13 protein-coding genes are annotated in these 12,796 nt (G+C 58.6%); 6 read left to right on the top strand and 7 right to left on the bottom strand.

Annotated features, from left to right (window positions below):
• The first annotated feature begins 4 nt into the window (after window positions 1–4).
• The 4 genes from cynS (at window position 5) to ACO9S2_RS13545 (ending at window position 3,255) form a co-directional block, all read left to right on the top strand.
• On the top strand, window positions 5–445 hold the full coding sequence (cynS, locus tag ACO9S2_RS13560) for a cyanase (protein ID WP_423722913.1): 441 nt from the start codon (window positions 5–7) through the stop codon (window positions 443–445).
• A 137-nt stretch (window positions 446–582) separates the two neighbouring features.
• Window positions 583–804, top strand: coding sequence for a hypothetical protein (locus ACO9S2_RS13555; RefSeq protein ID WP_423722912.1), 222 nt, complete (start codon window positions 583–585; stop codon window positions 802–804).
• Between the two features lie 17 nt (window positions 805–821).
• The gene (locus tag ACO9S2_RS13550; RefSeq protein ID WP_423722911.1) at window positions 822–2,384 is read left to right on the top strand and encodes a ferredoxin--nitrite reductase; all 1,563 of its coding nucleotides are present in this window, start codon (window positions 822–824) and stop codon (window positions 2,382–2,384) included.
• A gap of 88 nt (window positions 2,385–2,472) precedes the next feature.
• Window positions 2,473–3,255, top strand: coding sequence for a cyclic nucleotide-binding/CBS domain-containing protein (locus tag ACO9S2_RS13545; protein ID WP_423722910.1), 783 nt, complete (start codon window positions 2,473–2,475; stop codon window positions 3,253–3,255).
• A gap of 238 nt (window positions 3,256–3,493) precedes the next feature.
• Here the strand turns inward: ACO9S2_RS13545 and ACO9S2_RS13540 are convergent, their stop codons facing one another.
• Window positions 3,494–4,498: a hypothetical protein gene (locus ACO9S2_RS13540; RefSeq protein WP_423722909.1), complete on the bottom strand. Its 1,005-nt coding sequence runs from the start codon at window positions 4,496–4,498 to the stop codon at window positions 3,494–3,496.
• Window positions 4,499–4,633: 135 nt separating this feature from the next.
• Window positions 4,634–5,125 (bottom strand): ribonuclease HI, encoded by a 492-nt coding sequence (rnhA, locus tag ACO9S2_RS13535; protein WP_423722908.1) that lies wholly within the window; start codon window positions 5,123–5,125, stop codon window positions 4,634–4,636.
• Between the two features lie 1,248 nt (window positions 5,126–6,373).
• Between rnhA and ACO9S2_RS13530 the strand changes: the two genes are divergently transcribed.
• Window positions 6,374–6,685 carry an RNA recognition motif domain-containing protein gene (locus tag ACO9S2_RS13530; RefSeq protein WP_423722907.1) on the top strand — a complete coding sequence of 104 codons (312 nt, stop codon included), beginning with the start codon at window positions 6,374–6,376 and terminating at the stop codon, window positions 6,683–6,685.
• Window positions 6,686–7,292: 607 nt separating this feature from the next.
• On the top strand, window positions 7,293–8,243 hold the full coding sequence (locus ACO9S2_RS13525; RefSeq protein WP_423722906.1) for a PilZ domain-containing protein: 951 nt from the start codon (window positions 7,293–7,295) through the stop codon (window positions 8,241–8,243).
• Window positions 8,244–8,308: 65 nt separating this feature from the next.
• Here ACO9S2_RS13525 and ACO9S2_RS13520 read toward each other — a convergent pair whose 3' ends face one another.
• The 5 genes from ACO9S2_RS13520 to ACO9S2_RS13500 form a co-directional block, all read right to left on the bottom strand.
• Window positions 8,309–8,602, bottom strand: coding sequence for a type II toxin-antitoxin system RelE family toxin (locus ACO9S2_RS13520; RefSeq protein WP_423722905.1), 294 nt, complete (start codon window positions 8,600–8,602; stop codon window positions 8,309–8,311).
• Window positions 8,599–8,895: a type II toxin-antitoxin system Phd/YefM family antitoxin gene (locus ACO9S2_RS13515; RefSeq protein ID WP_423722904.1), complete on the bottom strand. Its 297-nt coding sequence runs from the start codon at window positions 8,893–8,895 to the stop codon at window positions 8,599–8,601. The genes ACO9S2_RS13520 and ACO9S2_RS13515 overlap by 4 nt, the downstream gene beginning before the upstream one ends.
• Before the next feature lie 236 nt (window positions 8,896–9,131).
• Window positions 9,132–10,154: a hypothetical protein gene (locus ACO9S2_RS13510; protein ID WP_423722903.1), complete on the bottom strand. Its 1,023-nt coding sequence runs from the start codon at window positions 10,152–10,154 to the stop codon at window positions 9,132–9,134.
• 272 nt (window positions 10,155–10,426) lie between these two features.
• On the bottom strand, window positions 10,427–11,413 hold the full coding sequence (locus ACO9S2_RS13505; RefSeq protein WP_423722902.1) for a hypothetical protein: 987 nt from the start codon (window positions 11,411–11,413) through the stop codon (window positions 10,427–10,429).
• A gap of 210 nt (window positions 11,414–11,623) precedes the next feature.
• Entirely contained in the window at window positions 11,624–12,724 is a 1,101-nt protein-coding gene (locus tag ACO9S2_RS13500; RefSeq protein WP_423722901.1) for a Fic family protein, read from the bottom strand.
• Between the last annotated feature and the right edge of the window lie 72 nt (window positions 12,725–12,796).

Below are 12,796 nucleotides of genomic sequence, written 5' to 3'. Positions count from 1 at the left end.
GAATATGTCGAAAGATGAAATCCGGAAGGCGATTAAGGAAAAGCGCCAAAAGAAGAACGTCACCATTGCCGAGGTCGCCAAGGTCGTCGGCAAGAACCCGACCTTTGTGGCGGCGGCGCTCAACGGGAACCATAAGTTCACGCTAGACGAGGCGAAGAAGGTCGGGGCGATGCTGGAGCTGGATGCCGAGACGACCGCGGCACTGAGCAAGTTCCCGGTCCGGACGGACTTCCCGAACGCGACCGATCCATTCAAGTACCGCTTGTTGGAGATTATCGGGGTCTATGGCGACTCGATGCGGGACCAGGCGAACGAGATGTTCGGCGACGGCATCATGAGCGCCATCGATTTCACGCTGGATATGGAAAAAGTGACAGGCAGCCAGGGCGAGGCCCGGTGCAAAATTACGCTGAACGGCAAATGGCTCGAATATAAGACGTTCTAACAGGATCGGAAAACAGGCGCCGCCGATGATGTCGGCGCCGTTCGGCTGGCAATGGCGCCGGCTTCCGGGGCTCCTGAACGGGGGCATCTTGGAGGCTGGCGCTTTTGCGTTGAGGGGATGACAGAAAGGAGGCGGCGATGAACGGGGAACGGGCGGGTGATCGGGCGTTGAACGGGGTGGAACGGGCGCTGGTCGATCTGCTGCGGGACCGCAGCCCTCGTACGCTGGACGATGTGGTCGAGATGTTGCCGAAGGACTGCTATGCCCAGGTCTTTCTCACCATCGACCGGTGGAGTCGAGAAGGGGTGGTGCGATTGTTGCCCGGCCCTGCCGGGTATCGTGTGGAGTTCACCAACTAGGCTGTGAGGAGGAGAGGATGAACAAGATCGAGGCGATAAAGACTGAGCGAGACGGATTGGCCGTGCGGGAGATGATTGCCCACTACGCGATGACGGGGTGGGCGTCGATTCCTGAAGCCGACATCCAGCGGCTCAAGTGGTATGGCCTCTTCTTGCGGGATCCGACGCCGGGGTTTTTCATGGTGCGGGTCAGGATTCCCGGAGGCCAAACGACCACGTATCAACTGCGGGCGCTCGCGGAGATCGCCTCAACGTACGGGAACGGTCTGCTGGACCTGACGACGAGACAACAAATCCAACTCCGGCACATCAAGATCGAAGACGTGCCGGCGGTGTTTGCCAAGATGGAGGGGGTGGGGCTCACATCGCTGCAAACCGGCATGGACAACGTGCGGAACGTGATGACCTGCCCGGTGTCCGGGCTCAATCCCGACGAGATCGTCGAAACCACCGGGCTGGTGCGGGCGATCAACGACGAGATTCTCGGCAACCCGGCCTATTCCAATCTGCCGCGCAAGCTCAACGTGGCGGTCACGGGCTGTCCGCATAACTGCGTGCACATGGAGACGCAGGACCTGGCACTCGTGCCGGCCTACTACGATCTCGGCCACGACCGATGCGTGGGATTCAACGTCCTCGTCGGGGGAAAGCTGGGATCGGGCGGATACAGAATCGCGACTCCGTTGGATGTGTTCGTCAATCCGGCCGACGCGCTGGAGGTCTGTTGCGCGATCCTGGAGATCTATCGGGACCACGGGCCGAGGGAGAATCGCACGCAAGCCCGCCTGGCCTTTCTCCTCGAGGAATGGGGCACGGGCCGGTTCCGCGCCGAAGTCGAGGCGAAAGTCGGCAAACGGCTGGCGCCGGCCGGCGACGATGCGCGGAAGCCGGGCGAGACCGATCACGTCGGGATCTTTCGGCAACGGCAACGGGGGATGAACTATGCGGGGTTGAAAGTCCTCGTGGGACGCATGAAGGCGGGCGATCTGCTGAAGATCCTCAGCCTGGCCGAGAAGTACGGAACGGGAGAGGTGCGCATTACCCCGGGCCAAGCGTTGATCGTCACGAACATCAGCGACCGGAAGATCGGCGAGTTGGCGGAAGAGCCGCTGCTCAAGCAGTTCGCCTACAACCCGTCCGCGCTCTATCGGGGGCTGGTGAGTTGCGTCGGCAACGACTACTGCAACCTGGCGGTCATCGAAACCAAGAGCCGGGCGGTCGAGGTCGCCAAAGCCCTGGAGGGACGGCTCGGCGGAACGCTGAAACCCATCACCATGCACTGGTCCGGATGCCCGGCCAGTTGCGGCAATCATCTGGTGGCCGATGTCGGGTTACTGGGCAAGAAGACCAAGATCGACGGCAAAGTCGTCGAGGCCGTCGATATTTTCGTCGGCGGGCGGTCGGGGCCCGATCCGAAGCTGGCCATCAAGATCATGGAGGACGTACCCTGCGAGAAGCTCCCGGCCGTGCTGGAAGGACTGTTGCCCTATCACACCAGGGACAAGATGCATCGCGTCCGGGGCGGCGGTCCCAGGAAAGCATCGGTAGGAAAGGAGTCGGCTGTGCCGAACACTGCGTAGCGCGCATGGATCGCAGCCTATGCGAGGAGGATCTTGAGCCTACGCCCGGCTTAGGTTATTCTCCTGCGCACAACGTAGGAGGAACAGCATGCCGAAACGAGTACGGACCGGATTGACACGCAGCGATATTCTCGATCGCTATATCGAACGGATGAAGCAGATGCTGGTCAAGTTCCAGCCCTTTCTCTCGCGCAAGCGGGGGAGCGCCTCGCTGGAGGACTTCGATGAAGCGGCCGAGGACCTCATCGGACAGGTGTTCGGCGCCGCGTCCGACGAAGCCGAGGCCTACTTTTACGCCAAGAGCGGCGAGTCCGTCCTGCTGCCCGAAGAAGCGCAGGAAAGCGGCATGCATGATGTGGAACGCGAGTGCCTTCAGCAGCGCCGGCAGGTGCTCGAAAGCTGCCTCGCAGACCTGGAGTTGCGCCACCGTGTGCAGGCGACCCGGCAGGGGAGCCGTGACGGCAAGAACCGGTTGCGGGGGACGGTCGAAGAGTACATGTCCCACGATGTGCGCAGCGTGCATCGTGCCGCCACCATCAAGGAAGCGGGGCGCCTGCTGCAAAAGTACAAAGTCGGGTCGTTGATCGTGGATGACGGCTCCCGTTACATCGGAATCGTCACGGATTCCGACCTTAGCCGGAAGGCCGTGGCCAAGGGGCTCGATCCCAACACGACCACGGTCGTGATGTGTATGAGCAAGCCCGTGGTGACCATTGAAGAGACCGAGTCCTTGGCCGAGGCGACCGCCCTCATGAAGAAGGAAGGCATTCGCCACCTGGCCGTCACGGCCGACCGAACGATCATCGGCGTGCTCTCACTGGCAGACGTCTGCCGGGCGTACGAGCAACCAGCCGAATCGAAGGGCCGCTAGCACAGGCGACTGTTTCGCGTTCGTCTGGTTGGCCCGGTTTTCTAAACCAAACCAGCCGGACGAACCGGATCTCCTCCCAGTGCCCGGAAGCCCGGAGAATGCGAAACCGAAGCGTAAGGGGATCGGGGGAAGGTACAGGGTGAGCGGTTCGGTTCCGCCACAAGATGGGAACGGTCGGCCTGTGATCGTGCGGCACAATCAGCAACGACTTCCGATCCCTCCATGTCGGTCCCGGTGCTCACTTGCCGGCGAAGAGCGGGTAGAGTTGAAGGACATTCAGCATGAGGCTCATGCCGAAGGTCGGGCCGGAGTCCGTTGACCCCACCCAATCGTTCCACGTCTCAAGCGTCCCGTACGGAAACCGCAGGGCAATGGACCCAAAACGGCGCGTCAGCCTTATTCCATTGGGGGACTCAAACAAGCCGGAATCGTACGTAAGCGCCAATTCCAGTTCCCATCGTGGCGCCGGGCCTTCGCCCACGCCATAATCCGCGAACGACACCGAGGCTTGCCCCAGATAGGATTGCGAGGCAATGACGTCGCTGTGATAGGCAGAGCCTCCATAGAGCAGGCCATACCGCCCCATGACGGAAAACCGCACGAATCGAGAAACATCTTTCAGAAATTCCGGCTCCGTGCCGGGAAGCATCCAGGCCACGAGCTCCGCCAGCGACAGTTGCCGCAGCCCGATCCGCCCGTACAGTTCTTGATAGAGGGATCCCGCGGCGATCCCCATGCCGGCAAACCCGGTGTCACGGGCCGAGAACAGTTTGTCCCATCTGGTCAGCGATCCGCCGACCATGGCATCCCAACCAGAGCGTGTTTGATCAACAGGAACCACAGCCTGGTTGGTCCAACTATGGTAGGTATTTTGTATATTGCTTGAGGGGTTCTCCCCGGTAGGCCCGGCCCCGATCGTCAGATTGCCGGACCAACCGGGAAGTGCCTTGATACGGTCAGTCCAACTGACTGTGGCGAAATTGAATCCTGCGCTTTCAGTGACACCATTGAAGCGCACCCGGTGTGCATCAAATTCCGTAAACCGATTCACGGTAAATCCCGCCATCAAGGTACGGTCCCGATCGGGAAAGTCGATGGCGCCCCAGTGGGCACCGGGCGCCACGTTCTCTGCTTGTGCGGCAGCAAGGGGAGCAACCAACAAGATGAGGATCAGGAGCGATCGTATGACATCAGGACGGAAGTAAAACACCATCGTGCACCAGCAACAGAGACCGCTTTTCATGCGGCGATGATGCCATGGCGGCACGCATGATTGATAGCCATCCGGGCCGCTGGCGAGAAATGTTTGAAGGAATGGAAAAAGCCCCCGCCCTACCCGGCGAAAGGGGACCGGTCGGTATCTCATCGCATTGCGCGATCAAAAAAGCCTCCCGGCCCCCGGGTCCTTCTCTTCGACTGTCCCGCCGACTGCCTTGCCGACGCGGCGGGCCTGTTCCAGGCCGGTGCGAGCGAGGGCGTCCACCCGTTCATTGTCCGGATGACCCGCATGTCCCTTGACCCAACGCCATTCGATGGTATGGCCGGCCGCTAACGCATCCAGGCGGCGCCAGAGGTCCTCATTTTTCACGGGCTCCTTGGCTGCCGTTTTCCAGCCGCGCCGCTTCCAGTTGTGGATCCACTCGCTGATGCCCTTCTGGACATACTGCGAATCGGTATAGACCAGCGCTTCCACCGGCTCCCTGAACGACTGTAAGGCCTCAATCACGGCGAGCAGTTCCATGCGATTGTTCGTCGTCGCCGGCTCGCCGCCGCACAACTCCGTTTCAGTTGTGCTGACGCGGAGCAGCACGCCCCATCCGCCCGGTCCGGGGTTGCCGCTACAGGCACCGTCTGTGTAGATCTCGATCATGGGTCCACTGTGCTCCATTGGTTTCCCTGAGCCTTGGGATCGAGGCCCTTTGGTGTGGCCAGGCCAGGCCAGGTCATGGTGTCATCTGATCGTGTGCAGAATACAGAGGATATACGCTGCCCTTCAAGGGCCTGCCGACCTTACAACGGACTCCCGGTTCATTGAGTTTGTTCCCAGTCGGACGACAGGCTCCCGTTCGAAGAGCTGTCCGAGGATTCATGTGAGTTGGACAAGGGGCCGATGGGAAAAGTGCTGATGCTTGTGGCCGGCTACGCCCAGTCTGTCTATTCAGTGGACCGTGAGCTCATCGATTCGGAAGGTGACCAACATACAAGTCGTCCGGAAAGCCCGTTACGAGTTCGAGGCTTGTTATGCGGCGTCAGATTGGCGAAGTAGACGGGGGCGTAGCGAGTCCTGTCTGCGCCCGTGAGTGAGGTCCTCAACCTGCTTCCGGAGAATGGATTCGTGATCGTCACAAATACCATGTGTGACCATGGCGTGAGCGTCGGCTGCACTCTCACGCATCAGCGCCTGCTTCCCGTCCTGTTCACACCAGGCACAGAGGACTTTCATGTTCACTCCTCATCGAAGTTGATTTGTGTGAGCGTCATGATTGAAAGACTATGAGCAAGGCCGATGCCACTGTCTGGCCGCGGAAACCATGGATTGATAGGGTAAATGTAGGCTGCTGCATCTCTAGAGCTGTAGGGTTGTAGGGAAACAGCTGCACCCAAACAGAAGAGTCGATCAAAGTTCCTGATTGTGCGGCGAAACCGGGAGGGTGAATTACCTACAGGGGATTCATGTGGCGAGGGGCCTGGTTATTCGAGAGGGACTTTCTGCGTCGGGGAAGACGCCATTCCTCACGACGCAGCCGGTGCGTGTGACCGGACAGAAGAGCAGAAGGGGAGGACGTCTTCAATGGATGGCCATCATGGAAGCTGTGTGTGATTACAAGCCCTGACCCTCAATCTTTGTCGGGAGGAGCGCTTCCCTCGTACCTATGCGAGCCAGGCATCTTGGTAGAGCAAGGCCTGAACGTTGAGCGATAGGGCGCCGTGGTCTGCGAAACCGGACTGTCAAAAAAATCTCGACTCCTTCGGTTCCTCCCCTCCGGTTCTTCTGTCGTACAAACCATGACAATAGAATCGAACGGCGACCGATACAGTATTCATGTCTGGTGACGTACAAGTGACCAGCCAATTGATGGGCCGTAAGTAAGTCCTAATCATTAAAGGAGGAAATCCGATGGGTGTGAAGCTGTATGTCGGTGGGGTACCCTATTCGGCGACGGAGCAGGAGCTGAGTGACTTGTTTGCGCCACACGGCGTGGTCGCTTCAGTGCGGATCATCACGGATAAGTTCACCGGGCAGTCCAGGGGGTTCGGTTTTGTCGAAATGTCCTCCGACGCTGAGGCCCAAGCCGCGATTAGCGCCTTGAACGGCTCACAAATGGGCGGACGCACACTCACAGTGAACGAAGCTCGTCCTCAAGAGGCGCGCGCAGGAAGCGCCGGGCGCGGGGCGACCGGCGTCGGCGGCCAGCGCGATCGCTGGTAGGTAAAGAATTCTTGAGCGGCTGCCGCCGCGGTCGTCCTTCGAGCCCAGGCCGTTTGGCTTGGGCTGCTGCTCCCAGTGAAAGTATTCGAGAGCCGCGGCCTGCTTGGTCCTGAGTTTAAGGGGAAGGAGTCCAAAAGCCAATGATGGGGGCATGCTCTGGCTGAAGGAGCGATGCCCCCATCTTTAGCGCCAAACCCTCTCCATGGAGGCAACAACACCGCGACACGGTTTCATGGGTATGGCTAGGCGCAGATGACGGTGACGTTCTGAACGCAGACCCCGCTCTATTGGATGCCATTGCTCGCACCAGGCTGGTCCTACCCGTGCATCGCCCCACATCCGTCATGATCCTGCCCCGCCGCATGAAACGGGCCTGATCACAAACGAGTTCCGACCGCTTTGGTTCTCGCATGCCAAGTGTTCATTCCGGTCCATTACAGTATCGCGTACCATATTGGCCGCTCTGTCGGGTTCTCGATCCCTCTGCGAAGCATCTCGACTCGATAAGTGATGGAAATTAGGGCTCCGGTGCAAGGCGTTAGTCTTGCAGAGTTCGTCATCCGGCTTTGTATCCCGGGGCATGGTGCGAGAACACGGAGGCGTAGGCATGGACAAACAGATGTCGGCATTCGATCACTATGACCGTGGGCTGGTACTCAAGCGGGTACAGATGTTCCCTCAGGCGATCGACGATTTCAAAAAAGCCGCCCTCGATCCTCAATATGCTGGAAAAGCGCATGTGCAGATCGCCTTGTGCTTGAAGGCGGCGGGCCGCCATGAAGAAGCGGTCATGGCATTCCGGCAAGCGGTCGTGGCACCCACGGTGTCATCCGAAGAACAACGACACATTCTCTATCATATGGGGCAGACATTGGAATTGCTGGGCCGGCATGAGGAGAGCCTTGAGCTGTATGGGCGGATCAAAAGAGAGGACCCGGGGTTTCGTGAAGTGGCGCAACGGATCACGCGTCTGAACTCAGGCGGGCGAGGGCCGGTTCCTCAGTCCCAAGGTCCCTGGGATGTCTGGATGGAAGAGGTGAAGACGCGTGGCCGGCAATTGAAGCCTCATGTGGATGCATTCATGGAACAGGCCGGGCAATGGCTGAGCCGGAAGGCGGAAAGTCTGAGGGGCCATCATTTATTCGAGAGAGCGAGTGCGGGTTTCTCCGGCGTGGCCCATCGGCCTGTCCAGCCATCCCGGCTCTCGAACCGGCTCAGTCAGACGGCGGCACGGACTCGTACGGCAGAGAAGCGTCGGCATTCCCGTGCCCCGGTCTGTTTGCGGAGTCAGTTTTCCGCGAAAGATCGAGGGATGAGCGGGGAGGGCGTGTTGCGTGACCTCTCGCCGTGGGGCTGTCGCATCACGAGTTTTGCGGCTGTCCCGGTCGGGGAGAGCGTGGAATGTTGCATCTTCCCGCAGGATGCGGCCCACCCGTTCATCATCGACGGGGCGACGGTGCGCTGGATCAGTCCTCGTGAATTCGGCCTGTCGTTCACCAGCGTGCGTCCCGCGGTGCAGCGGCAAATCGCACAGTTGTGTCGAACAAGGGCCGCGTAACGGGGGAAGTTATCCAGGCTTTGTGATGTGTCACGCGAAATGGAGAGCGTTCGGTTTTGAGGCCCTTATTCTCGGGTCTTTCGTCGAATCCGCTCGGTCAGCTCCTCATACACATATCGACGGTGGCCAACGGCCATCAGGCGAATGACTCGTGCCTTCTGATCGATGGCATAGACGATGCGAAAGCGGCGAACGCGATACTTCCGTAACCCGTCGAGTTCCCGCTGGAGCGGCTCTCCACATTCGGGATTGGCGGCAATGGCGCGAATGGCTGACTTGATCAATCGCGTAAGGTCGAGATGGAGCGAGCGGATCACGTCCGCCACATGCGGAGGGATGTCCGGCCGGAAGGGGGTCACGCAGTTCGCCGCTTCTTGACGGGCGTCAGGGGCTCGCCGAACACGTCTTCAAACGAGAGTCCTTTGCGTTTCGTTTTGTAAAAGGCCCGGCTCTCGGCAATTTGACTCATGATGGCCGGATCGCTCAGGACATCCAAGGTCTCTTTAAGGCGGGTATATTCATCGACATTCATCAAGATGGCAGCCGGACGGCCATTCTTCGTGACGATGACTTCCTCCTCGCGCTCTTGTACCCCCGCCACGAGTTCAGGTAGGCGGGTTTTGACTTCCGATAAGGACAAAGTTTTAGCCATAGCGACCTCTCGTGATGATGACCACAATTCTGGTCGTCAGAATACAGTGGAAGATGGGGTGTCGTCAAATTGATGGGGCGGTGGCCGCTGTGCGCAACGTATGCGGGTAAGGGTGAATATCAGGCGTACGAGCTGAGGCCAAGAAGCAGGCTGTTGAATATCAAGAGGCCAGGTTGGTGGTGAGTTCATCAAGCCAAGCGATCAGAAAAGATTCCCGCCCCTTTGTTCATCTAAGCTTAATGGATTCCTACTTGTCTGAAGAAAGTACTTCCAGGCAGGGCGCTCGCACTGGTCGGCACCATCTTATCTGCGGAGGTGCAGTGATACCCGCTCAACATCTCCCATATTTCAGCCCCATAAGGTACAGAAACGTTACCGGCTGTTGCCGTGACTGACAGGATGTGATTTCTAAAGTCTCTTGGCTGCATCGGTGAAATAACGTGCAGTTGTAGACCCGTACTGGCCGCTTTAATTATTACTTCATTGATGTGGCGATCCATAAAACCATAGCCGGCAACAACGAGAGTTATGTTCGGCGTGCACAGAACTTCACGAAAGACGTCGAGATACCATTTCAAGAGTGGTTCTCTTGAGATGCTGCCAGCTTTGTCATGGCCAATGACCATACCGTTTCCGGTTCGTGAGGATTTCCAGCCATACGATCCATGGAGTTTTATGTATAGGAAATTCTGCAGTCCAGTTCCTTTCGACCAGAAATTATTCCTGAATTGTTCCAGATGGGGTTGGTTGGATATGTCGATTTCAGGGAAAGGCTGGTTCTCCAACCTGCCTGAAAACCAGTCGGGGTGGCCTAAAGACGGGATCTGAAATATCCCTGTTCCCAGAGACGCGAACCTTTCGAGCAGAGCATCCTGATTGAGGGTGAAAACAAATCCTCTCTCCTGTCCTTCGCCTGCAAATCGTTCGATAAAGTACCGAAGGCATTGAATCTGGGATCTGTTGTTTCCCAGATGAACACATATAGAACGGTCAAGTTCGCTATAAGCTTCTAAGAGGGCGTTTGAAAAAGCTGATTTTTCGGCAAGGCTAAAGTCGCTTCCAGACATGACGAGATCATAAGCGCGTTCATAGTTCATCTCACCACGTAGGATGGTTTTGAGTGCTTTGTAATTACCAGAGCTGAGTTGGTTAAATATGAGAGACCACATCTCACTCGCAAGGTAACCGCCAAACGGCTTAGAAAATCCCGCGCCAGTGAGGAGTATTGGACTCTTAATTCTGTAATAGCGGTCGGTCATCAAGCTAAATCCCAATCGGGGCTACATCAGGTCTTGCATTCACACATTTAAATAAGAGGGCTCACAATCCCCCAAATGTCTTCTCAGAAAACTCTCGTGTCAAGCTCCTGTGCCTTAAGATGTCCGCCTGCAAATGCCTGGTCCCTGCTTGCCAGTTGTCTGTGGTATGTCGGGCGCGTCGGTGTCGCATCGGGCGGATTAGACCAGATTTGCACGCCATGCGCTAGCCCTCTTGTGGTCTGGTTTGCGTACATATCGAAGATGGGCTGGGATCAAAACCGGAAGGCGAGGGAGGTAGTGACTTGTTCGCGTGGGCCGAGGCCTCCTTCCAACAGGTAGACGAAACGAGGAGAAATTTCCCACATGAATCCCAGCAGCGCATTCCACTGGTCGATCGATTGCTGCTTGAGTTCGAAGTTCAGCGGTAGGCCCGAGGGGAGTGCAGCGGTGCCGGTGAGCAGTTCCGTTTGATTCATATACATGGTGCCTGCCCACACGCCGCCCTTGAACCACCCGGCGGTGCCATGCCAGCCGAGGCGCGGGGCGAAGATGAAGGTTTTGATATCGGAGGTGAAGGCGTCGCGCAGGTCGGTCAAGGTAAAATTAACGTCCACGGTCGCGAAAAACCAGTCGTACCCGCCGGCGAGCGTCATGCCCCCTCCGTATGTGGGGCCCTCGTAATTGATGGTGAGGGGAACCCGCGATGGTTGCGTGGTGACGGTGGGGATGGCCGGAATCGTCACCGTGGTGTCGCCCTTCCCTGAGCTGTAGCCCGCCAGGCCATAGACGTTGAGAAACGGCAGGACCCAGGCGTCGAAGCGCATCATGGTGTTGTACGCCTTGACCCGGATGGGATCGAAGCCGAGAAAGGCAATGGGCGTGGTCGGCGGCGCGTTCCCGAGGCCGATTTTCAGGTCCCGGATGCTGAAGTCCTGCGCCGTGTAGGTGAAGGTGGGCGACAGGCCGTAGGTGAGAGGCAGTTCGTGGCCCCGCTTCCTGGCCTCTTCAGCCCAGAAGGGAAGCAGATGCGACGGGCGCTCGGCCTGGGGCGCTGTTGGCGCCGGGGTCGGTTCGGCAGGCACGACGGAGGCGTCGGGCCCTGATGTGCCGGGCTGTTCAGGTCCTATGGCGACCAGGAGATGACGCCCCTCGGTCTCAGCCCAAGTAACCGAGGCGGCGCACAGTACGAGGGATGACATGAGCACGAACGACCGGGTTGTTCGTTGCCATGGGCGTCGGGGGGTGAACCGATGAGTCATGAGGGTCTCATGAGTGGCAGGTCGCGTAGGCGCAGTATGACGGATTGTAACTCACAGGGCCCCGAACGTCCGTTCGAAGAAGGATTTGGTCAGCGTCATGTGCTGCTCGATGTCCGTCTGCAAGTGCTTCGCGCCTGCCTGCCAATCGTCCGTCGTGTAGCCGACGCGGCGGGAGGGCCAAGTTCCTCGTGTCGCCGCGGATGAATTGTTCTACAGATTGATCTTGTAATGGATACTGCGTCCGCCTCCGGCTGGCACAACGATACCTTTGTCCGCGAGATCCTGCAAATCACGCGTGGCCGTGGCTTTGGACGCTCCGGTGATGGTCATGTATTTCTTGGCGCTCATGCCGCCCTCGAAGCCGGCCGGGCCTTCGTCCAGCATGCGGCGAAGGATCTGCATCTGGCGGTCATTGAGCTGATCTCTCCACCGGTCGAACAGTTTCGTTTTCTTCAAGGTGAACTCGATCTGTTCTTCGGCCTGAATCTGCGCTTCGAGCACCATGGTGACGAACCAGGTCACCCAGGCGGTGATCTCGTTCGACCGTTGCCCCTCTTGCAGCGCCTCGTAATACTGTTTCCGGTTGGCTTCGATCGCCCGCGACAGGCTCAATGATGCGGGCCGTCCGAGCCCCTGCGAGAGCGCCTTTTCGGACAAGGCCCGTCCGATGCGGCCATTGCCGTCTTCAAAGGGATGGATTGATTCGAAGTAAAGATGCGCGACCGCCGAGCGTACGGCCGCCTTCCGAATCTCCTTTGTCCCGCCTGGAGCCGTGTCATTGAACCACTGGATGAAACGAGCCATCTTTTCCGGAATTTGTGAGGATGGCGGCGCTTCGAAATGAACCCGTTCATGTCCCACCGGCCCGGACACGACCTGCATCGGTTCGGCATGCGTCCGCCACTGGCCGGCCGCGATATGCCGGTGGCCCCGCATAATCATCCGGTGCCAGTCGAACAGCGTCTCTTCGGTCAGTGGGGCGGTAACAGTGTTTCGGACGTCGATCATGAGCGCGGCGGCGCCTTGGGCTCTCTTGTCTCCTGCGGGAGGGCCGGTCTCCATGCCGAGATTCCTCCGGATCGAGGACATGACATCTTTGCGGCTCAGCAGTTCGCCTTCGATGGCGGAGGTTGTCAGCGCCTCGACGACCATCATCTCGATGCTGGTTTCCACCTGCGCGTCGGCCGCCAGCCCCTTCAAGAGTCCGTTTGTGTGACCGGTCTTCTCGGCAAGGGTTAGCAAAACCTCTTCGATCCCGGAGAGATCATAGCGGAATTTGGGCCAGTCGCTTTGTTGCCAGTTGTACGGCATGAGCCGATTATATACCTATTCGGCTCATGTGGGAGTTGAAATGTGAGCCGAATGGAGGTTTTCATTAGCTCA

It is taken from the genome of Nitrospira sp. NS4, from assembly GCF_049546785.1.
Taxonomy (GTDB): Bacteria; Nitrospirota; Nitrospiria; order Nitrospirales; family Nitrospiraceae; genus Nitrospira_D.
This window is presented reverse-complemented; position numbering and strand designations above follow the sequence as displayed.

Bases quoted from the DNA above. Each gene is read 5' to 3' on its own strand.
- ACO9S2_RS13545 (WP_423722910.1), top strand. From the start codon at position 2,473: ATGCCGAAACGAGTACGGACCGGATTGACACGCAGCGATATTCTCGAT.
- rnhA (WP_423722908.1), bottom strand. From the start codon at position 5,125: ATGATCGAGATCTACACAGACGGTGCCTGTAGCGGCAACCCCGGACCG.
- ACO9S2_RS13510 (WP_423722903.1), bottom strand. From the start codon at position 10,154: ATGACCGACCGCTATTACAGAATTAAGAGTCCAATACTCCTCACTGGC.
- ACO9S2_RS13555 (WP_423722912.1), top strand. From the start codon at position 583: ATGAACGGGGAACGGGCGGGTGATCGGGCGTTGAACGGGGTGGAACGG.
- ACO9S2_RS13550 (WP_423722911.1), top strand. From the start codon at position 822: ATGAACAAGATCGAGGCGATAAAGACTGAGCGAGACGGATTGGCCGTG.
- ACO9S2_RS13500 (WP_423722901.1), bottom strand. From the start codon at position 12,724: ATGCCGTACAACTGGCAACAAAGCGACTGGCCCAAATTCCGCTATGAT.
- ACO9S2_RS13515 (WP_423722904.1), bottom strand. From the start codon at position 8,895: ATGGCTAAAACTTTGTCCTTATCGGAAGTCAAAACCCGCCTACCTGAA.
- ACO9S2_RS13530 (WP_423722907.1), top strand. From the start codon at position 6,374: ATGGGTGTGAAGCTGTATGTCGGTGGGGTACCCTATTCGGCGACGGAG.
- cynS (WP_423722913.1), top strand. From the start codon at position 5: ATGTCGAAAGATGAAATCCGGAAGGCGATTAAGGAAAAGCGCCAAAAG.
- ACO9S2_RS13540 (WP_423722909.1), bottom strand. From the start codon at position 4,498: ATGAAAAGCGGTCTCTGTTGCTGGTGCACGATGGTGTTTTACTTCCGT.
- ACO9S2_RS13525 (WP_423722906.1), top strand. From the start codon at position 7,293: ATGGACAAACAGATGTCGGCATTCGATCACTATGACCGTGGGCTGGTA.
- ACO9S2_RS13505 (WP_423722902.1), bottom strand. From the start codon at position 11,413: ATGACTCATCGGTTCACCCCCCGACGCCCATGGCAACGAACAACCCGG.